We start from the raw sequence: 20027 nt of genomic DNA, 5'->3' as shown, positions 1-20027 counted from the left end.
TTCGGGGCGACGACACGCCTCCGAAACCTCCGTTTTCCGGCGACGCGCTCCGAGGAGCGGCCCGCGTTCGCGCCACCAACTATGATGATTGTTCCATCTGTTTTTCGACAGCTGTCGAATCATGGGTTGTCGGATTGCGGAACTCCTTTGACCGAGGACTGCGGACCGTTGCTCCAATGAGCGAAGGTGGTCTGGCATGACGATGGAAGACCGGATCGACGAACTCCGCGAGAAGCGCGAGGAAGCCCTGAAGGGCGGCGGCGAGGACCGAATCGCCTCCCAGCACGACAAGGGCAAGATGACCGCCCGCGAGCGCATCGACTACTTCCTCGACGACGGCACCTTCCGCGAGTTCGACCAGTTCCGGACCCACCGCAACCACAAGTTCGGCATGGAGGAGACGAAGCTCCCGGGCGACGGCGTCATCACCGGCTACGGCGAGGTCGACGGCCGAACCGTCTTCGTCTTCGCCCACGACTTCACCGTCTTCGGCGGCTCGCTCGGCGAGGTGTTCGCCGAGAAGGTCTGTAAGGTGATGGACAAGGCGATGGAGGTCGGCGCGCCCGTCGTCGGCCTCAACGACTCCGCCGGCGCGCGGATTCAGGAGGGCGTCCAGTCGCTCGGCGGCTTCGGAGAGATCTTCCGCCGCAACACCGAGGCCTCGGGCGTCATCCCGCAGATTTCGGCCATCATGGGCCCCTGCGCGGGCGGCGCGGTGTACTCCCCCGCGCTGACGGACTTCACGTTCATGGTCCGCGACACGAGCCACATGTTCATCACCGGCCCGGACGTCATCAAGACGGTCACGGGCGAGGAGGTCACCTTCGACGAACTCGGCGGCGCGACGACCCACACCTCGACCAGCGGGGTCGCCCACTTCGCCACCGACACCGAAGAGCAGGCGCTCGACGACATCCGCCACCTGCTTTCGTACCTCCCGCAGAACAACGTCGAGGACCCGCCCCGGGTCGAACCGTGGGACGACCCCGAGCGCGTCGACGACGACCTCGCCGAGGTCGTTCCCGACCAGCCCCGCAAGCCCTACGACATCCACGACGTGCTCGACGGCGTCCTCGACGAGGGCTCGTTCTTCGGCGTCCAAGAGGACTTCGCGAAGAACATCGTCGTCGGCTTCGGCCGCCTCGACGGCCGCTCGGTCGGCATCGTCGCCAACCAGCCCCGCGTGAACGCCGGCACCCTCAACATCGAGGCCTCCGAGAAGGGCGCGCGCTTCATCCGCTTTTGCGACTCCTTCAACATCCCCATCCTCTCGTTCGTGGACGTGCCCGGCTTCCTCCCCGGTACGGACCAAGAGCACAACGGCATCATCCGCCACGGCGCGAAGCTCCTCTATGCCTACTCCGAGGCGACGGTCCCCCTCATGACCGTCATCACGCGCAAGGCCTACGGCGGCGCGTACGACGTCATGGCCTCAAAGCATCTCGGCGCGGACGTGAACTACGCGTGGCCGACCGCCGAAATCGCCGTGATGGGCCCGCAGGGCGCGGTCAACATCCTCTACCGCGACGAACTCGACGCCGCGGACGACCCCGACGCCCGCCGCGACGAACTCATCGAGGAGTACCGCGAGGAGTTCGCCAACCCCTACACCGCCGCGGACCGCGGCTTCATCGACGACGTCATCGAACCCGGTGAGACCCGCGAGCGACTCATCTCGGACCTCCAGATGCTGAACTCCAAGCGCAAGTCCCAGCCCGACAAGAAACACGGCAACATCCCGCTATGAGCGGCGAACTGCTGTCTGGGCTGTTGATTCCGGACGACGCCGACGCCGAGGAGGCCGCGGCCATCGCCGCCGCCGTCGGCGCGCACCTCCACGACCAGTCGGTCGCCGCGGCCGCCGCGGCCGCAGACGACGGCGAGGAGACGTGGAACGAAAAGCGCTGGCGCTACGCCGGCCGCCTCGAATCGGTCACGGGCTGTGGCCGCCGCGTCCCCGCCGGCGCGCCGACCGACGCGTGGGCCGCCTCGGGCCGCGTCGACCGGTTCTAAATCGGAGGTCTGCGGTTTCACGACAGAACGCTTACATTCTCGCCCGGCGTCAGTCGGTCCAATATGGTCCAATCCGCGCTCGTCTGGCTGTTTCTCAACGCCGTCCTCGCCGGGTTCGCCGCCGTCGCGGTCGCAGTACACTACGCCGACGAGCGCGAACCCGACTTCGTCTCCGCGGCGCTCGCCGCCGTCTTCGTCGGGTCCTGCGTCGAACTCGGGATGGCAAACGGCTACCTCCCCGACGGCGTCCTCCCGACCGCCGTCGTCGGAGTCTGCATCGTCGTCGGCCTCGTCTCGCTCGCGCTCGGTGTGAAACGGGACCAATCGGCGTTTCAAGCGTTTCGCGGGGGCGCTCGGTCTCGGTAGTTGGCAGTCAGTAGCCGGCAGTCGGTGGCCCGTCGTTCACCCCGCGACTCCCGGGTCGTCGACGACGACGCCGTCCACGCCGTACTCCCGGAGTCGCCGCGCGACTTCGCGGTCGGGGACCGTCCACGCGTTGACCTCGAAGCCGCGGTCGTGCGCCTCCTCGACCCGCGCCGACGAGAGCAGGTCGTAGTGCGGGTGGACGGCCGCGCAGTTGAGAGCGGTGGCGACCGAGAGCGCGCTTTCCCAGTCGGCGGCGAAGAGGAACGCGACCGGGAGCGCGCTCGCCTCGCGCACCTCGCGGAGCGCCTCGGCGTCGAACGACGAGACGAGTATCTCGTTTCCCGCGTCGGCGACGACGGCCGCGAGGTCGGCGGCGAGGCCGCTTTCTTTCAGTTCGACGTTGACCGCGACGCGGTCCGGGAGGACGTCGAACACCGCGGCGAGCGTCGGAACCGACTCGTCGGAATCGCCGACGGTGAGTGCCTGCAACTCCGCGAGACTCGTGTCGGCGACGCGACCGCGCGCGTCGGTCAGGCGGTCAAGCGTCTCGTCGTGGAAGACGACGAGTTCGCCGGAGCCGCAGCGTCGGACGTCGAGTTCGACCCAGTCGAGTCGCGTTGCGGCCGCCTCGAAGGCGGCGAGCGTGTTTTCGGGGGCGAGGGCGGGACAGCCGCGGTGACCGATGACGCGCATGTCGGTGCATCTCGGGAGGGCGGACTAAACGCTTCCTCCGGTCGGCTCACGAGCGATGGAGGGCGATGGAGAGCGATGGGGATGGCTCGGGAGCGGTACGTACGGGAATCGTTTACTGGGGACGGCGCGACGACGCGCGCGGACCGGCGCGGCCGCTCCGCGCGGGCCGGAGAAGATGTGTTCGCAGAGAGAATCGACTGACTCGAACTTACGCGCCCTGTCCGCCCTTCTTGCGCGTGATGTAGCCGGCGATGCGGTTGCGGACGCCCTTCGACTCGACCGTGGTCAGTTCCTCGACGCTGTCCTTGTTCGTCTCGAAGTCCGTGTTGAACGCCTGCGGGTATCGCTCCAGCAGGATGTTACCAAGCTGCTTGACGTACTTGGGCTTGATTGCCATGTCGGAAGATTCCCCGGACGAACACTAAAACGATTCGTTCCGTCTCGCGGCCGCCCGCTCGCGCCAGCCCGTCAACTCGTCGATTCGCGCGAACGCTTCTCGCTCTCTGTCGCCGCCGCATTTCTCGACCGTCTCGGCGAAGTAGTCGAGCCGGTCAAGCAGGTCGCCGGTGTCGAACGCCGGCACGTCGAGGCGCGAGGCCGCGACCGTCGCGTCGACGACCGCGCCGAAGCCGCGGTTGATGGTGAACGGCCGGGTCCGCTCGACCGCGGCATCGACGGGTCGGAGCTCCCACGTCTCCCACTCGGTCCCGCCGTCCGCGCCGGAATCGACCGGCGTCGCCTCGACTTCGGCCCACGCGTCGGCCGAGTCGAGGACCGGCGACTCCCGCTCGTAAATGGTCATCGCGGCCTCGACGAACGCCCGCGGGTCGGAAACGAACTGGACGACGCCGCCCCCCCGTCGATGGAAGTTCCGGCGCGTTCGGGTGTTGCCCCACGTCGTCGCGGTCGCGGGCGGGTTCGCGGGCCTGCCGGCGGAGGCGTCGCCGTCGCCGCGGTCGGTCTCGGGCGCGTGGACGCCGAGCGCCGCGAAATTCCACCGGTCGTTCGGCCCGAGCGTGGCGACGACCGTCTCGGTGACGCCGCGGAGTTCCACGGGCCAGTCGGCCGCGGGTTCGGTTCCCGAGTCGCCCTCGTCGCTCACAGCGGGACCCCCCGCTCCAGCGCGACGAACGTCGCCGCGCAGGCGATGTCGGCGGTCGTCCCGGGGTTGATACCCTCGGCGACGAACGCCTCGGCCAGTTCCTCGGCCTCGTCGAGGACCGAAACGTCGGCCGCGCGGGCCATCACGTCGCGGGCGACGGCCTCGCCGTGGTTCGTCGCCACGAGCGTATCCGGTTCCTCGGTGAGCAGGTCCAGAAACGCGCGGGCGACGCGGTCGGTGACGGGGCCGTCGTCGGCGAGGATGGCCTCGGCCGCGCGGAAGGTCCGGGCGAAGCCGCCGGTCCACTCGCGGGCGTTGGCGTCGCGGTCGGCGCTCAGGTCCATCACGTCGTACAGCGTGAACCCGCCGTCCCTGAGCGCGTCGGCCGCGTCGCCGCCCCGCCGAACGTCGAGGTCGGGGGCGTCCTCGGGCACGTCGCCGACGGCCACGTCCACGTGTTCGAACGCGCGGTAGAACCCGACCGCGTCGGCGACGGTGGTCGACTCGACCACGGCGGTCGCGCCCGCAGGGGAGAGTTCGCGGTCGGCGGCGGCCGCGGCCCGGACGAGCGGGACGAGAAGCAGGAGACAGCCGAACTGGGTGTTGCCGCCGCCCTGTCGGCTCATGCCGGCGACCGCCTCCTCGAACGCCTCGCCGACCGGTGCGCCCGATTCGGCCAGTTCGAGGCCGGCCGCGGAGCCGACCGCCCCGGTCAGGAAGTGTTCGAAATGTAGGTCCGAGAGGTCGCGTCGGCGGTCGACGTTGCCCGGTTTGGGCGTGCCGGCGACTTCGAGCAGGAGCGCGAGTTCGGCGTGTCGCGCGGGGCCGAATCCGCGGTCTGAGACTGGTGCGACCATCAGGCCGACACCCCGCTGTCGTCGCCCGACTCGGCGGCGTTCTCGCGTTCGGCGAACCAGTCGTCCACGGCGGTTCGGACCCGGCGGAGGACCGTCGGGTTGTCGCTCGGCCGCCCGACGCTCACCGCGTCGGCCCCGTAGTCGAGGTACTCGGTCGCCGTCGCGCGGTCGCGGACGCCGTTGTTGGCGACGAGAAAGAGGTCGGGCGCGGCGGCGGCCACGTCGGCAATCACGGCCTCGGAGTCCATCGCGTCGACGTGGAGCCAGTCGGCCCCCGCGTCGGCGAGCGCGGCCGCGAGGCTCGGGAGGTCGACGCCGTCGATTTCGGCGCGGACTTTCGCGCCGACCGGCGCGTTCGACTCGGCGGCCGCGGCGACGTAGTCGGCCAGTCGGTCGCCGTCGCGCAGGAGCGTCTCGCCGCAACCGACGGCGCGGAGTTCGTCCTGTCGGCAGTGGGCGTTTATCTCCACGCCCGCGCCGCGGTCGGCGCAGACGGCCGCGACCGCCCGAACCGGGACGGGCGAGGTCGCTCTGACGTTGACGGCGACGAAGCGGTCTTCGCCGTCGAACCCGGCGAGCGAATCGAGCTGGTCGGCGACGAAGGCGACCGGGTCGTCGGCGAGGAACTCCGAGCGCCCGCGGGCGACGAGGTCGCGGGCCGCCGCCTGCGAGGGCTCATCGAGGGCGACGCCGCCGAGGAACGCCGCGCCGACGTGCGGTGCCGCGGCGTCCGCCCACGCGGCGTCGGACTCGCCGCTGAGGCTCGCGACGGCGACCCGCGGGTCGAACATCACGACACCTCCGCGAGCGCCTCGGAAACGGCCCGGGCGACGCGCTCGGCGTCTTCCGGGCCGTCGATTCGGGTGTCGGTTCGAACGACCGGGCGGTCGAGGTCGGTGCCGTCGTCCGCGTCGAGGACGAACGCGTCGGCGAAGGGGTAGGCCTCGGCGACGCCAGCGGTCGAGGGGTCGTAGCCGACGCCTTCCATGAGGTCGGCGGCGGGGCCGGAGAACACGGTGTCTTCGACGAACGGCGAGACGGCGACGACCGGCGTGTCGGCGAGGGCGTCCGCGAAGCCGTCGATGGCGAGCATCGGGCCGATGCTCGTGACGGGGTTCGAGGGGCCGACGACGACGGGCTCTTCGAGGGCGTCGGCGACTTCGCCGGTGATGGCGGCGTCGTCAGCACCGCGGAACTCCACGTCGCGGACGGCGGGGTCGGCGCGGCGGTGGACCCAGTACTCCTGGAAGTGCATCGTCCCCTCGTCGGTGTGAATCAGCGTCGCCACGGGGTCGTCGCTCATCGGGCGGAGCGACACGTCGAGGTCGAAGGCGTCGGCGAGCGTCCGGGTGACCTCGGTGAGCGTGTTCCCCTCGTCGAGAAGCGAGGTGCGGGTGATGTGGACCGCGCGGTCGCGGTCGCCGATTTCCATGAACTCCGCGACGCCCGAAAAGCGCCGCCAGCGGACGATGTCGCGGCCGGCGGTCTGGGCCGACTCGGGGAGGTAGCGCGGGCCGGATTCGAGGCCGGCCGCGTCGGCGAGGCGGTGGAGCTCGTCGTCGGTCGCGGTGGTGTCGTCGGCGACGCCCCACCAGCGGTCGGTGTCGAGGACGCCGCCGCCGGCGAAGAGGACGGTGTCCACGTCGGGACAGACGAGGTGGCCGCCGAGTTCCACGTCGTCGCCGGTGTTGGCGACGACGGTCGTCTCGGCGGGGTCGAACACCCCGGCGGCCCCGTCGAGGAGTTTGGGGGTGCCCGTACCCCCGGCGAGGAAGGTGACCATGGTGCGCCGTACGGCGAGTGTCCGTTTGAAAGTTCCTTCACCGGAGACGCCGGCCGGTCGCAGTCAGGGTGTTGTGGGCGCGTTAGGGGCGGGGCAGGGGGCCCGTGGGGCGCTCGTCAGCGACCGCCGCGATAGGCCACCGACACGTCGAACTCCGACGGCATCACCTGTCCGGCGACCGCCTTCCTGACGAAGTAGCCCGAAAAGCCGGTCGTCACGGCCGCCCCGAGGCCGGACATGACGAACATCGCACGACCGGCTGTCACGCCGGTCAGGGCGCTCATCGCGGCCCAGTAGCCCGCGAAGACCACGGAGAGACACGCGAAGCCGAGGAGGGCGTAGCCGACGGCGTTTCCGAAGGCCGACCGGAGAGTCATATCGGCGTCTCGTCGCCCCCGCGTGAAACGGTTTGTGGGCGCAGCGGCTTCCGAGTCGTCCCCGCCTTTCGACCCTCCGCCGACCCGAATGCTCGGCTATTTGATGCCTCTCGCACAACACCCGCTATGACCGCCGTCAAGGACAGCGTCCACGACTACATCTCGCTCGACCCCGTGGCCGCCGAACTGGTCGATACGCCCGCCTTCCAGCGGCTTCGACACATCAAACAGCTCTCGACGGTCCGGCTCGTCTACCCCTCGGCGAGCCACACGCGGTTCGAACACAGCCTCGGCGTCTACCACCTCGCCTCCCGCGCCCTCTCGCACCTCGGCGTCGACGGCGACCGCGCCGCCCACGTCCGCGCCGCCGCGCTCCTCCACGACATCGGTCACGGCCCCTACGGCCACCAGACCGAGGACCTCATCCGCCGGCGGACCGGCCGCGACCACGACGAGATTCACCACCTGCTCGACGGGACCGCGGTCGGCGACGTCCTGACCGGCCACGGTCTCGACCCCGACCGCGTCGCCGACATGGTCGACGGCGCGGGCGGCCTCGGTCAGTTGGTCTCCGGGGAGTTGGACGTGGACCGGATGGACTACCTCGTGCGCGACGCCCACCACACCGGCGTCCCCTACGGCACTATCGACCACGGCCGCCTCGTCCGCGAACTCCGGTACCGGGACGGCGAACTCGTGTTGGCCGAGGGGAACGTCCAGACCGCCGAATCGCTCCTTCTCGCGCGGGCGCTCATGAACGCGACCGTCTATCGCCATCACGTCTCCCGCATCGCGGGCGCGATGCTCGAACGCGCCTCCGAGCGCCTCGTCGACGACGGCGTGCCAATCGAGGAGTTCGTCCGCATGGCCGACCACGACCTGCTCGTCGCCCTCGGCGAGCGCGTGCCCGACCTCGGCCGCCGAATCGAGCGCCGCGACCTCTACAAACGGGCCGTCTGGGCCCCCATCGACGCCGTGCCGGCCGACGTGGTCGAACTCGACTTCGAGGCGACGCGGGCGGCCGAACGCGACATCGCCGACGCCGCCGACGTGTCGCCCGACTCGGTCATCGTGGACGCGCCGTCGCGGCCGCGAATCAAGGAGTCCCGGTCGCGCGTCGTCGTCAACGGCGTCGTCCGACGGCTCGAAGACGCCTCCGAACTCGTGGGCGCGCTCCGGTCGACTGAGCGGACGCAGTGGCGACTCGGCGTCTACGCGCCCGAAGCCGTCCGCGACGAGGTGGCCGCGGCCGCCGTGGACGTGCTCGGGCTCCCGGTTCGCGTGACGACCCCCGTCTGAAGCGCGCGGAGAGTCGGCGAGACGCGGCCGTCCGACCCTTTTTCACCGATGGCGGTCGACTCACCCACGATGACGACCATCAAGGACAGCGTCCACGACCACATCGAGGTCGAGGGCGCGGCCGAAGCCCTCCTCGATACGCCGGAGATGCAGCGGCTCCGGCACATCAAACAGTTGGGGACGGTCCAACTGGTCTACCCCTCCGCGAACCACACGCGGTTCGAACACAGCCTCGGCGTCTACCACCTCGCCTCCCGCGCCCTCTCGCATCTCGGCATCGAGGGCGACGCCGCCGCCCACGTCGAGGCCGCGGCGCTCCTCCACGACGTGGGCCACGGTCCCTACAGCCACAACATCGAGGACGTGACCCACCGCCACACCGGCAAGTACCACGACGACGTGGAGGAACTCGTCGCCCGCGGAACCGTCGGTGAGACGCTTGCGGACGAGGGGTTAGACCCCGAGCGCGTGGCCGCCCTGGTCGAGGGCGACGGCGAGTTCGGCCAGTTGGTCTCCGGGGAGTTGGACGTGGACCGGATGGACTACCTCGTGCGCGACGCCCACCACACCGGCGTCCCCTACGGCACCATCGACCACGAGCGCCTGATTCGAGAGCTGACGTTCGTCGACGGCGAGTTGGTCCTCGCGGAGGGGAACGTCCAGACCGCCGAATCCCTGCTTCTCGCCCGGGCGCTCATGAACCCGACCGTCTACCAGCACCACGTCGCGCGCATCTCGAAGGCGATGCTTCGGCGCGCGTCGGAGCGACTGCTCGGCGAGCCCGACATCGACGCCGAGGAGCTTCGCCGGATGGACGACCCCGACCTGCTCGTCGCGCTCAGACTCACCGACTCGACGAAGGGGTTCGCCGAGCGACTGGCCACCCGCGACCTCTACAAGCGGGCCGTCTGGGCGGAGTTGCCGAACGTCCCCGACTCGATTATCGACGCCGAACACGACGCGCTCGCGGCGTTCGAGCGGGACATCGCCGACGCGGCCGACGTCTCGTCCGAGTCCGTCATCCTCGACGTGCCCTCGCGCCCGTCGATGACCGAGTCGTCGTCGCGGGTGATGGTCAACGGCGAGATTCGGCAGTTGGAGCGGGAGTCGCCGCTCGTGCAGGCGCTCCGGACCGCACAGGAACAGCAGTGGCGACTCGGCGTCTACGCCCCGCGCGAGGAGACGGAGCGGGTCGGCCGCGCGGCCGCGGACGTGCTCGGTCTCGACGTGGACGGCGCGCTCGTCGCCGAGGTCAGAAGCGGCCTCAACGCGACGCTCGACGAGTTCGAGTAGCCGCCGTCCCGAGACGGGAGGTTCAAGCACCGCCGAGACGCAGTCGAGAGCGATGCAATTAGAGGGTACGATACTCCGCGGCCGCGACTTCGACCCGGTCGAGGGGCGGGTCGTCGTCGAGGACGGCACGATAACCGCAGTCGAGGAGACGGCGACCGATTCGACGGATATCATCCTCCCGGCGTTCGTCAACGCCCACACCCACCTCGGCGACTCCATCGCCAAGGAGGCCGGCGAGGGGCTGTCGCTCGACGACCTCGTCGCACCGCCGGACGGGCTGAAACACCGACTGCTCCGCGCGGCCAGCACCGAGGAGAAGGCCGCCGCGATGCACCGGTCGCTCCGGATGATGGAGGCCGGCGGCACGGCGGCCTGTCTTGAGTTCCGCGAGGGCGGCGTCGAGGGCGTCGACGTCATCCGGCGGGCGCTCGACGGCCGCGACATCGAGGCGGTCGTCCTCGGCCGCGAGACGGCCGACGCGATGGAAATCGCCGACGGCTTCGGCGCGTCGGGCGCGCGGGACGGCGAGTTCGGGGCGCTCCGGAACGCCACTGAGGCCGCCGGAAAACTGTTCGGTATCCACGCCGGCGAGCGCGACGCCCACGACATCAACGCCGCGTTGGACCTCGAACCGGACTTCCTCGTCCACATGGTCCACCCCGAGGCGCTCCACCTCGAACGCGTCGAGGACAGCGAGATACCCATCGTCATCTGCCCGCGGTCGAACCTCGTCACCGACGCGGGCGTCGCGCCGATTCGCGAACTGGTCGACCGCACGACCGTCGCGCTCGGCACGGACAACGTGATGCTCAACAGCCCCTCGATGTTCCGCGAGATGGAGTTCACCTCCAAGCTGGCGGACGTGTCGGCCGCCGAAGTCCTCCGCATGGCGACCGTCAACGGGGCCGACATCGCCGGGCTGAACTACGGCCTCGTCGAGGAGGGCCGCGACGCCAAGCTTCTGGTCCTCGACGGCGACACGGACAACCTCGCGGGCGTCGAAGACGTGGTCCGCGCCGTCGTCCGCCGCGCCGGGCAGGCGGACGTGAAAGACGTGTACCTCTGAGTTCGGACGACCCCCCGCTTCCGGAATCCGCTCCCGGCGGGCCGCAGAGCGCGTACGGGGCAGACCTATTCTCGCAGTACTCCTCCCGTAGCAAAGGGTTATTACCGACCCCGAGAAAATGTTATCAAGTGTCATGGTGTTGTACGACCGAATCATCGTTCCCATCGACGGCTCAGCCGGCTCCGAGCGCGTCGCGGTCCACGCGGCGGCCTTAGCGGCCGTCCACGATGCGGAACTCCACGGGGTGTACGTGGTGAACGCGGGGAGCTTCGCGGGGCTCCCGATGGAATCGTCGTGGGAGGGGCTCGACGACATGTTGCGCGCCGACGCCGAGTCGGCGCTCGACCAAGTCGAGCGCGCGGCCGAGTCGCAGGGCGTCCCCGTCGAGACGCACGTCCTCGAAGGGACGCCGAGCCGCGAAATCGTCGAGTTCGCCGAGCGCGGCGGGTGCGACCTCATCGTGATGGGAACCCACGGTCGCGGCGGCATCGACCGCCTTCTCCTCGGGTCGGTCGCCGAAAAAGTCGTCCGCGCGTCGAAAGTGCCCGTCCTGACCGTTCGCATCGAGGGCGGCGACGACGACGCGGACGAGCACGCCGTCGAGGTGCCGGGCGAGGCCGCGCCCGAGTCGCCCGCGGAGGCAGACGCGGCCGCCGACTCGACGGCGACTGCCGACGGCGGAGAGTAGCGGAATAGCGAACTAGCCGACCGGCGGCGCGGGTCCGGTCGCGGTCTCAGCGCCCGACGTCGGCCGGGCGCAGGTGCTCGCAGTCGCCGGCGTGAACTCGTTTTTCGCCCTCGTCGGTTCGGACGACGAGCGTGCCGGGGTGTTCGATATCGACTGCTTCTCCTTCGATGACGCCGCTCGCGGTGTGGACGCGGACCCGCCTGCCGAGCGTGTCCGCCCGCTCGCGCCACGCCGGAAGAACGGCGTCGAGGTCGCCGCGCAGTTCGTCGAAGCGTTCGAGCACCCGCTGGACGAACACGCGGCGCTCGACGGGACCCGCTTCCGCGGCGACACTCGTCGCGCCCTCGGGGAGGTCCGCGGGGTCGAGGTTGACGTTGATTCCGGGACCGATGACGAGCCACGAGACGCGGTCGGCCTCGCCTTCCATCTCGGTGAGGACGCCGCAGAGCTTCCGGTAGCCGCGGCTGTTTGGCGGGTCGGCGTCGTTCGAACTGTCACCGGCGTGAGCCGGTGCGCCCCCGCTCGCTTCGCTCGCGGAAATACCGTCTGCGTTCGCAGACGAACTGCCACTCGCTTCGCTCGTGGCAACTACATCTGACTCTGACGAGTCAGATGAGTTATCGTTCGCTTCGCTCACGATAACGTCGTTCGGCCACTTGATGCTCGCGTCAACCCCGGCCTCGCGCGCCGCGTCACAGACGGCGACGGCCATCGCCAGCGTGTACAGCGGGGCGTACGCCGGCGGTTCGTCGGGACGGACGAGGAGACTCATCCAGACGCCGCCGTCCGGTGCGGACCACTCCCGGCTTTTCCTGCCTCGGCTCGCGGTCTGCTCGCGGGCGACGACGACCACGTCGCTCGCGCCCTCGGCGGCGAGTTCGCGGGCGCGGTCGTTCGAGGAGTCGAGCGTCTCGTGGAACTCCACGTCGTAGTCGACGCCGAGGCCGTACTCGATTGCCGGGCCGCCGTACTCCGGGACGTCGGTGACGACGTAACCGTCGTCGGCGCTCTCGACGCCGAACCCCTCGTTGCGGAGTGCTTCGACGTGTTTCCAGACCGCGGCGCGGGAGACGCCAAGTCGGTCGGCGAGGTCGGGCCCGGAGACGGGGCCCGCGGCGAGTGCGTCGAGGAGGGCGCGTCGCGTGTCGCTCATGGTGGTCGGTACCGCCGCGCGGGAAAAGAGGTTCGCGGTTCGAGCGTCGGTCCCGAGGCCCCGAGACTATTCGAGGACGAGCAGCACGTCGCCCATGTCGACGCTGTCGCCCTCGGAGACGAGAACCTGCGAGACGGTGCCGCCGCGCTCGGCGACCACGTCGTTTTCCATCTTCATGGCTTCGAGGATGCAGACGGTGTCGCCGGGTTCGACCTCGTCGCCCTCCTCGACTTCGACCGAGAGGATGGTCCCCTGCATCTCGGCGGTGACGGACTCGCCGTCGCCCTCGATAATCTGCTGGGCGTCGTCGCCGCCGTCGCCGCCGTCGTCGCGGCGCTTGCGCGGGCCGGACGAGTTGGAACCGCTCGCCGAGGCGTCGCCGACCGGGATGGCGGGCGCGCCGCGCTCTTCGAGGCTGACCTCGAAGCGCTTGCCGTTGACCTCGACGGTGAAGGTCCGTTCCGTGACCTCGTCGTCGTCGTCATCGTCGGCGACGGCCTCGGGCGACCAGCGCTCGACGGCGGCCTGGATGCGGTCGGGGTCGAGCACCTCGTCGAGGTACTTCGTCGTGTGGCTCCCCTCGCGGAACGCCTCGTCGGTGAGCATGAGGCGGTGGAACGGGATGACCGTGCGAAGCCCCTCGATGTCGAACTCGGCGAGCGCGCGCTCGGCGCGGGCGAGGACCTCCTCGCGGTCCGAGGCGGTGACGATGAGCTTGGCTATCATCGAGTCGTAGTCGCCGCCGATTTCGTCGCCCTGACGCACGGCGTCGTCCATGCGGACGCCGATGCCGCCCGGCGGGTCGTAGGTCGCGAGCGTGCCGGTCGCGGGCGCGAACTCCTTTTCCGGGGCCTCCGCGTTGATGCGGAACTCCATCGAGTGGCCCTCGATGTCCACGTCGTCCTGCGAGAAGTCGAGTTCCTCGCCGGCGGCGACGCGCAGCTGCCACTTCACCACGTCGAGCCCCGTCACTTCCTCGGTGACGGTGTGTTCGACCTGAATGCGCGTGTTGACCTCCATGAAGTAGAACTCGCCGTCCTCGACGAGGAACTCCACGGTGCCGGCGTTGGTGTAGTCGGCGGCGCGGACGCCGCGACGGGCGGCCTCGCCGATGCGCTCGCGGAGGTCGTCGGACAGCGCCGGCGACGGGGCCTCCTCGATGACCTTCTGGTGGCGGCGCTGGAGCGAGCAGTCGCGCTCGCCGAGGTGGCGGACGTTGCCGTGCTCGTCGGCGAGAATCTGAACCTCGATGTGCCGCGGCGCTTCGAGGTACTTCTCGACGTAGACGGAGGCGTTGTCGAAGTACGCCTCGCCCTCGCGTTTGGCCGTCTCGAACTGCTCGTCGACCTCGTCCTCGGTGTGGACGACCTTCAGGCCGCGGCCGCCGCCGCCGCCCTCGGCCTTGATTGCGACCGGGTAGCCGAACTCGTCGGCGACGGCCTTCACGTCCTCCGCGGAGTCGGCGGGTTCGGTCGTGCCGGGGACGACCGGCACGTCGGCGTCCTGCATGAGCGAGCGGGCCTTCGTCTTCTCGCCGAGGCGCTCCATGGCGTCGGCCGACGGGCCGACCCACTTGAACTCGGACTCCTCGACCTTCCGGGCGAACGCGGCGTTCTCCGCGAGGAAGCCGTAGCCGGGGTGGATGGCGTCGGCGTCGGCCTTCCGCGCGGCCTCGATGACCGACTCGTGGTCGAGGTAGGAATCGGCCGCGCGGGCGGGACCGATGTTGTACGCCTCGTCGGCGTACCGCACGTGTCCGCCGTGTTTGTCCGCCTCGCTGTAGACGGCGACGGTCCGGACTCCTAACTCCTCGCAGGCGCGCATGACGCGCACCGCGATCTCGCCTCGGTTGGCGACGAGAACCTTGCTGAACATTTGCGGTAGTCTTTCAGGGAACCGCACGTTATTCTATCGATTTTCCCAACGCACGTCGGTGGTCGATTCGACAGACGACGATTTACGTGTTCGACCGTGATAGAACGCCCGAGCTTACACTTCTCTGGCACTATACGCCGCGAATACTGGTTCAAATCCAAACGGCCTTATGCGTGTGCCACACTACGACACGGGTAATGGCAGTACGAGTCGGCATCCTCGGTGCAACCGGCGCAGTCGGACAGCGATTCATCCAACTCCTCGACGACCACCCGACGTTCGAACTCGCGGCGCTGACCGCGAGCGAACAGAGCGCGGGCAAGCGGTACGACGAGGCCGCGAAGTGGCGCGTCAACACGCCCATCCCTGACGACGTGGCCGCGATGGAAGTCGGCAGCACCGACCCCGCGGACGTGCCCGACGACATCGACCTCCTGTTTTCGTCGCTCCCGTCGTCGGTCGCCGCCGAGGTCGAACCCGCGTTCCTCGAAGCGGGCTACGTCGTCTCCTCGAACTCCTCGAACGACCGTATGGCTCCCGACGTGCCGCTCACGATTCCGGAAATCAATCCGGAGCACCTCGACCTCATCGAGGTCCAGCGCGACCAGCGCGGCTGGGACGGCGCGCTCGTGAAGAACCCGAACTGCTCGACCATCACGATGGTCCCGACGCTCGCCGCGCTCGACCAGTTCGGCCTCGAACGCGTCGACGTCACGACCCTGCAGGCGGTTTCGGGCGCGGGCTACGACGGCGTCACCTCGATGGAGATTATCGACAACGCCATCCCGCACATCGGCGGCGAAGACGAGAAGATGGAGACGGAGTCCCGCAAGCTTCTGGGCTCGTTCGACGGCGCGGAGGTCGCGCTCCACGGCGCGGAGGTCAACGCCTCGTGTAACCGCATCCCGACGCTCGACGGCCACCTCGAAAGCGTCTTCGCCGACCTCGCCGACGACGCCTCCCCCGAGGACGTCGCCGCCGCGATGCGCGAGTACCCCGGCGTCGACCTCCCGAGCGCGCCCGAACAGCTCATCCACGTCTTCGAGGACGAGTTCCGCCCGCAGCCCCGTCTCGACCGCGACCGCGGCGACGGGATGCAGATCTCGGCCGGCGGCATCCAGGCCACCGAACACGGTGTGAAGTACAACTGCCTCGCGCACAACACGATTCGCGGCGCGGCCGGTGCCTCCGTTCTCAACGGCGAACTGCTCGCTCAAGAGGGCTGGATTTAGGCTTTCCTCGCCCGTCGGCGTCGCTTCCGGGCGGCTCTTGGCGTCGTCGGCGTTCCCTTCGGCTCGACCGAATCAGACAACGTTTTCACGCGACACCGACAGAGCGTGTCGCATGTCTCGACGCGGCCTCGAAACGGGGCTCTCCGCCGGGCTGCTCGTCGCCGCGCTCGGCGGCATCGCGTGGGCCACCGGGGAGCCGTTCGTCTTCCCGAGCCTCGGCCCCACGGCGTTCGTCCTCGCGTTCCGGCGGCGCAGCGGACGCGCTCGTTCGACCCGCATCGTCGTCGGCCACGCCGTCGGTGCCGTCGTCGGCTTCGCCGCCTACGCGCTCGTCGCCTCCGGCGCGACGCTCGACCCGTCGCTCTCGGCCGCGTCGACTGACACGCTTCGGCTCGTCGCGAGCGCGGCGCTCTCGGTCGCCGCGACGAGTTGGGGGATGGTGGAACTCGACGCGGTCCACCCGCCGGCCTGCGCGACGACGCTCATCGTCTCGCTCGGCCTGCTCTCGACGCCGCGGTCGGTCGCGACTATCGTCGCGAGCGTGGTCGTTCTCGTGGGAGTTCATCGGGCGGCGGACGCGATGCTCTCAGGGGGATACGGAGACGCCCGCACCGACGCGGGCGCGCGGCGTTGAGAGTCGCTCTCGGACGCCGCCCGGTGCCGAGTCGACGTGGATACCGCTCGAACCGAGAGACGCGGGAGAATGGGTGGTGTGGAGGCGAACGAATCCGTTCGTCACCCCGATGTGCCTCTGACAGCAGCAAATAGTAACTCGTCACCGAGTTACTTATGTATTCTGTGACTCACGTTCGCATCGGGCGCGCTAGCGCCTACCGCGCCCATCCGTGGCAGTTCCCGTCCTCGGAAGGGGTCTCCTCCGACTGAAATTCCGCGACAAGAGACTCCTCCGACGACAGGTATATGAGTCATGGTCTCAATTGACACGCTGTATCGCTATGAAGCCGTGCCACAGTTGTCAGGCGGTTATCGACGAGTACATCCTGGACAAAAAGCTCGAAGTGCTGCGCGACCTCACGGTTGACGACTTCAACCTGTGTGCGGACTGCACGACAGTCGTCGCCGATGCGTGCGTGGAATGCGGCGGCGGCGTCTATGTCCCGCGGGGCGAATCGACGGTCCCCGACTACTGTCCGGCGTGCCGCGCGGACCTCATCCGCCGGACGGGCACCGACCCCGGCTGGACCTGCGATGCCGTCTCGACCTGAATAGCGGTTCTCGGCTGTTTTTTGCGTCGTTGCATGGGTTGTGGAGAGGAATCTCACCGCGCCGGTCTCGGCGTCGCCACGAGGCTTTTGTCCGCCGCCGCGAAAGCTGTTGCATGGCTGAACGGACGATGGTCGAATTCGTCGAAGAGTGGCAACGCGGCGCGTTCCTCCTGTTCGGGTCGGCGCTCGCCGGCGGCGTCTCTGCGGTGTTCGTTGGATCGTTGCGACCGGGGACGCCGCTGGGACTGATTACGTTCTTCGTCGGGTCGGTGTTGGCGTTTCTGGCGTTCTCGTATCTGTTTTACGGGGAGTGAACGCCGTGGGTCATCGATGTCCGGTGGCTTCCTCTTCGAGTCCCCACCCTCTCGCCGTCTGCGAGGCGGTCGGCGAATAGCTGGCCGGTCAGTCCGGCGGTGGCGGTGTTCGATGAACGCGGCTGTCGTTCTCAACTCTCGTAAATTCACACATAGTACTATACCGAACAGGGTCTGAATCGTCCTATGAACGCCGACATACCCGCGATTATATACCAACAGTTGACAGCCCCGTTCCGACCACTCGGTCGGAACGCGACGTTAAACGGCGTCCGTGTCGAGTCGAGGACGATCTGGACCGACGAGGTGCTCCCGGACGCTGTTACGAAGTTCGTCGTCAACGACGAACCCGCGTATGAATACCAGTACGTCAGGGGCCTCTCGGACGTTTGTTCCGCTGGTTCCGAAGTCACGCTTATCGGTGGTGGCGAGGGCGTCTCGACGGTGAGCGCGGCGGAGATGGTCGGGCCGGACGGTTTCGTGACCACGTACGAAGGCGGCGAAGACCAGGTCCGAGCGGGGCGCAGAACGCTCCAACTGAACGACGTGCAGAACGCGCGGATTCGACACGCAGTCGTCGGCGACGACGTCTCTTTACGCTCGAACAAAGGAAACGCGGACGTCGTTCCGGTCTCCGACGTTGCGGAGTCGGACGTCCTCGGTATCGACGCGGACGGGGCGGAGTTCTCCATCCTTCGTTCCCTCGCTGGCACCGGTCAACCGCCGGAGAGACTCGTCGTCGAGCATCACGCGGTGCGCAACGACGGAGAGGTCGTCGTTGAGTTCGATCGGGACGAGGTCGTGTCCCTGCTCGAAACCGCGGGCTACGAGGTGACGAAAGAGTACTGCGACGCTCGGGGCGCAAACTACGGAAAAGACGCGGAGATTATCCTCGTTTGTGAGCATAATACGGTTTGAAGCGACACCCGCCAGTCGGCTCTCGGTCGCAGTTCCACCCGCGGGCGAGCGCGACTGCCCCGGTCTCGAAACTCGTCTGGGCGTTCCGACAGGCGGCGACGAACGCCTGTAGTCCGAATTCGGTGTCTCTCCGTCGTCTCCGACGGGAGATACGAGGTCGTACGTCCTTCGACCGCGGAGGCGACGGTGTCGCCATCGTCCGAGGTGACGTCTCTCTCTGAGTCGTGACCGCAAGTCGGACGCTCGCGGGCCACACCTCCCCCTCAGAGTTGCTTTTTTAAGCAGAGGGTTGTTTCCAGACAATATTTAAGTGCAAAATGTACAGAGAGGGCTTGTACTCCCAGTAATTTTAATCCACGAAAGTAAGAAGTGGGACCGCTGAGAGTCGAACTCAGGTCCTACCGACCCCATCGGCAGAGGATACCACTACCCCACGGTCCCGGGGTGCATTCGAACCGATGCGTGTCTCGCGGTTAAGCCCTTCGTTTCGTCGCGGCGGCGCGAGGGTCTGTCGTGCCACGGTTTGGCATCGGCGTCGTGCGGTTCGGACGGCTCCGAGTCGGTGGCACCGGCCTGCGGGTACGCTTTTGTCGCTCCGCGGACAACGTCGACGTATGGCCCTGCCCCTCCAGAGCCTCCCGCTCGCCCTCCTCCCGTTCGTCGTGTTGCTCCTCGTCCTCATCGCGCTGAGCGTCGCGGCCGCCCGATGGTGGTCGATTCGTCGCGGCGGCGGGTCCGAACCGGCCGCGGACCGAGACGAGGAGTCGCACGGCTACCCGCTGGCGTCGTGGCGCTACGTCTACGACCTCGACAAATCGGACGCGAAGCGAGAGGTCGCCTCGGTCAACGAGCAGGCGGAAACGCTCGCGGACGCGGACAGAAAGCGCCGGAGAAAATAGACTCCCGCTTCAGACCAACACGGCTTCCAGCGAGACGACCGTCCCCGAGTCGGCGTCGGCGTCGCCGACCAGTTCGCCCAGACAGACCGCGGAGCCGTCGTCGGTGAAGCAGGCGACGAGGTCGCCGCGGGCGGCGTCGACGTCGAAGACGCCGGGCGCGTAGACGGGCGCGCCGTTGGCGACTTCGCGGGCCGCGCTGTTGGCGATGGTCACCGACGGGAGATGCGACAGCGCCCGCTCGGCGGGCGCGACCACGTCGCGGAGCCACGATTCGTCGCCCTCCGCGGCGAACGCGAGAGCGTCTTTGAGGTCGTGGAGCGTCACGAGGTCGGCGTCGTCGAAGGGGTCGGTCGCGGTCCGGCGGAGGTGGCCCATGTGGCCGCCGGTGCCGAGCGCGAGGCCGAGGTCGTGACACAGCTTTCGGATGTACGTCCCCGACTCACAGCGAATGCGTAGGAGCGCCTGTCTGTCTTTCACTTCGAGGAGGTCGAGGTCGTAGATTTCGCGGACGCGGAGGCGACGCGAGACGGCGGATTTCCGCGGGGGCTTCTGGTAGAGCTTCGACTCGAACTCGGCGACGGTCGAGTCGATGTCGGCCGGCGCGGGTCCGTGGAGTTCGAGCACGGAGACGTACTCCTTCGAGCCTTCGAGGAACACCTGCGCCATACGGGTCGCGTTGCCGAGGAGCGTGGGGAGACAGCCGGTCACCTTCGGGTCGAGCGTCCCCGAGTGGGCGGCGCGGTCGACGTCGGCCATGTCGCGGACCCAGCCGGTGACCTGGTGGGCCGACGGCCCCGGCGGCTTGTCGAGGTTGACGACGCCGAACGAGAGCAGGTCGTCGACGCTCCGGCGTTCGGGCGGGTCTCGGAGCAT

The 20027-nt window shown here is 68.7% G+C and carries 23 protein-coding genes and 1 tRNA gene; 13 read left to right on the top strand and 11 right to left on the bottom strand.

Features of this window, described 5'->3' with window-relative positions:
• The first annotated feature begins 202 nt into the window (after window positions 1-202).
• From BN996_RS18220 to BN996_RS18210, 3 genes are all read left to right on the top strand, one after another.
• Window positions 203-1747, top strand: coding sequence for an acyl-CoA carboxylase subunit beta (locus tag BN996_RS18220; RefSeq protein WP_089781738.1), 1545 nt, complete (start codon window positions 203-205; stop codon window positions 1745-1747).
• Window positions 1744-2013 carry a DUF8022 family protein gene (locus BN996_RS18215; protein WP_089781455.1) on the top strand — a complete coding sequence of 90 codons (270 nt, stop codon included), beginning with the start codon at window positions 1744-1746 and terminating at the stop codon, window positions 2011-2013. The genes BN996_RS18220 and BN996_RS18215 overlap by 4 nt, the downstream gene beginning before the upstream one ends.
• Window positions 2014-2076: 63 nt before the next feature.
• Complete coding sequence (locus tag BN996_RS18210) at window positions 2077-2379, top strand: hypothetical protein (protein WP_089781453.1); 303 nt, start codon at window positions 2077-2079, stop codon at window positions 2377-2379.
• A gap of 36 nt (window positions 2380-2415) precedes the next feature.
• On the opposite strand, the gene BN996_RS18205 is transcribed toward BN996_RS18210, so the two are convergent.
• The 7 genes from BN996_RS18205 to BN996_RS18175 form a co-directional block, all read right to left on the bottom strand.
• A complete protein-coding gene (locus tag BN996_RS18205) occupies window positions 2416-3072 on the bottom strand; it encodes a glycerophosphodiester phosphodiesterase (protein WP_089781451.1) in 657 nt (218 codons plus the stop codon).
• 208 nt (window positions 3073-3280) lie between these two features.
• Window positions 3281-3469: a 30S ribosomal protein S17e gene (locus tag BN996_RS18200; RefSeq protein ID WP_004042417.1), complete on the bottom strand. Its 189-nt coding sequence runs from the start codon at window positions 3467-3469 to the stop codon at window positions 3281-3283.
• A 24-nt stretch (window positions 3470-3493) separates the two neighbouring features.
• Window positions 3494-4174, bottom strand: coding sequence for a DUF447 domain-containing protein (locus BN996_RS18195; RefSeq protein WP_089781449.1), 681 nt, complete (start codon window positions 4172-4174; stop codon window positions 3494-3496).
• Entirely contained in the window at window positions 4171-5031 is an 861-nt protein-coding gene (locus BN996_RS18190; protein WP_089781447.1) for a triphosphoribosyl-dephospho-CoA synthase, read from the bottom strand. The genes BN996_RS18195 and BN996_RS18190 overlap by 4 nt, the downstream gene beginning before the upstream one ends.
• Entirely contained in the window at window positions 5031-5822 is a 792-nt protein-coding gene (locus tag BN996_RS18185) for a tRNA-dihydrouridine synthase (RefSeq protein WP_089781445.1), read from the bottom strand. The genes BN996_RS18190 and BN996_RS18185 overlap by 1 nt, the downstream gene beginning before the upstream one ends.
• Window positions 5822-6814, bottom strand: a complete 993-nt coding sequence (gene cofD / locus BN996_RS18180) for a 2-phospho-L-lactate transferase (protein WP_089781443.1) — start codon at window positions 6812-6814, stop codon at window positions 5822-5824. Before cofD ends, BN996_RS18185 begins: the two co-directional genes overlap by 1 nt.
• 116 nt (window positions 6815-6930) lie before the next feature.
• Window positions 6931-7191 (bottom strand): hypothetical protein, encoded by a 261-nt coding sequence (locus BN996_RS18175; RefSeq protein WP_089781441.1) that lies wholly within the window; start codon window positions 7189-7191, stop codon window positions 6931-6933.
• A gap of 126 nt (window positions 7192-7317) precedes the next feature.
• Here BN996_RS18175 and BN996_RS18170 point away from each other — a divergent pair, with 126 nt between their 5' ends.
• The 4 genes from BN996_RS18170 to BN996_RS18155 all read left to right on the top strand — a co-directional run bounded on the left by BN996_RS18170 (window position 7318) and on the right by BN996_RS18155 (window position 11537).
• Window positions 7318-8490, top strand: a complete 1173-nt coding sequence (locus tag BN996_RS18170) for an HD domain-containing protein (RefSeq protein ID WP_089781439.1) — start codon at window positions 7318-7320, stop codon at window positions 8488-8490.
• Between the two features lie 69 nt (window positions 8491-8559).
• On the top strand, window positions 8560-9783 hold the full coding sequence (locus tag BN996_RS18165; RefSeq protein WP_089781438.1) for an HD domain-containing protein: 1224 nt from the start codon (window positions 8560-8562) through the stop codon (window positions 9781-9783).
• A 52-nt stretch (window positions 9784-9835) separates the two neighbouring features.
• Window positions 9836-10849 carry an amidohydrolase family protein gene (locus BN996_RS18160; protein WP_089781436.1) on the top strand — a complete coding sequence of 338 codons (1014 nt, stop codon included), beginning with the start codon at window positions 9836-9838 and terminating at the stop codon, window positions 10847-10849.
• Window positions 10850-10982: 133 nt separating this feature from the next.
• Window positions 10983-11537 (top strand): universal stress protein, encoded by a 555-nt coding sequence (locus BN996_RS18155; RefSeq protein WP_089781434.1) that lies wholly within the window; start codon window positions 10983-10985, stop codon window positions 11535-11537.
• A 46-nt stretch (window positions 11538-11583) separates the two neighbouring features.
• On the opposite strand, the gene BN996_RS18150 is transcribed toward BN996_RS18155, so the two are convergent.
• Window positions 11584-12690 carry a biotin--[acetyl-CoA-carboxylase] ligase gene (locus BN996_RS18150; protein WP_089781432.1) on the bottom strand — a complete coding sequence of 369 codons (1107 nt, stop codon included), beginning with the start codon at window positions 12688-12690 and terminating at the stop codon, window positions 11584-11586.
• Window positions 12691-12756: 66 nt separating this feature from the next.
• Entirely contained in the window at window positions 12757-14565 is a 1809-nt protein-coding gene (gene pccA / locus BN996_RS18145) for a propionyl-CoA carboxylase biotin carboxylase/biotin-carboxyl carrier subunit (RefSeq protein ID WP_089781430.1), read from the bottom strand.
• Between the two features lie 197 nt (window positions 14566-14762).
• Between pccA and asd the strand changes: the two genes are divergently transcribed.
• The 5 genes from asd (at window position 14763) to BN996_RS18120 (ending at window position 18255) form a co-directional block, all read left to right on the top strand.
• Window positions 14763-15797: an aspartate-semialdehyde dehydrogenase gene (gene asd, locus BN996_RS18140; RefSeq protein ID WP_089781429.1), complete on the top strand. Its 1035-nt coding sequence runs from the start codon at window positions 14763-14765 to the stop codon at window positions 15795-15797.
• Window positions 15798-15909: 112 nt separating this feature from the next.
• Window positions 15910-16431 carry an HPP family protein gene (locus BN996_RS18135; RefSeq protein ID WP_089781427.1) on the top strand — a complete coding sequence of 174 codons (522 nt, stop codon included), beginning with the start codon at window positions 15910-15912 and terminating at the stop codon, window positions 16429-16431.
• Between the two features lie 322 nt (window positions 16432-16753).
• Complete coding sequence (locus tag BN996_RS18130) at window positions 16754-17023, top strand: DUF7571 family protein (protein WP_004969854.1); 270 nt, start codon at window positions 16754-16756, stop codon at window positions 17021-17023.
• A 113-nt stretch (window positions 17024-17136) separates the two neighbouring features.
• Window positions 17137-17337 (top strand): DUF8144 family membrane protein, encoded by a 201-nt coding sequence (locus BN996_RS18125; protein ID WP_089781425.1) that lies wholly within the window; start codon window positions 17137-17139, stop codon window positions 17335-17337.
• A gap of 186 nt (window positions 17338-17523) precedes the next feature.
• Entirely contained in the window at window positions 17524-18255 is a 732-nt protein-coding gene (locus BN996_RS18120; RefSeq protein ID WP_089781423.1) for a class I SAM-dependent methyltransferase, read from the top strand.
• Between the two features lie 370 nt (window positions 18256-18625).
• Here the strand turns inward: BN996_RS18120 and BN996_RS18115 are convergent.
• Window positions 18626-18696: transfer RNA gene (locus BN996_RS18115), tRNA-Pro, on the bottom strand.
• Window positions 18697-18869: 173 nt separating this feature from the next.
• Here BN996_RS18115 and BN996_RS18110 point away from each other — a divergent pair.
• A complete protein-coding gene (locus BN996_RS18110) occupies window positions 18870-19154 on the top strand; it encodes a hypothetical protein (RefSeq protein WP_089781421.1) in 285 nt (94 codons plus the stop codon).
• A gap of 9 nt (window positions 19155-19163) precedes the next feature.
• Here the strand turns inward: BN996_RS18110 and BN996_RS18105 are convergent, their stop codons facing one another.
• Window positions 19164-20027 (bottom strand): RNA-guided pseudouridylation complex pseudouridine synthase subunit Cbf5, encoded by an 864-nt coding sequence (locus BN996_RS18105; protein ID WP_089781419.1) that lies wholly within the window; start codon window positions 20025-20027, stop codon window positions 19164-19166.

This window comes from Haloferax massiliensis, assembly GCF_001368915.1.
GTDB lineage: Archaea > Halobacteriota > Halobacteria > Halobacteriales > Haloferacaceae > Haloferax > Haloferax massiliensis.
This window is presented reverse-complemented; position numbering and strand designations above follow the sequence as displayed.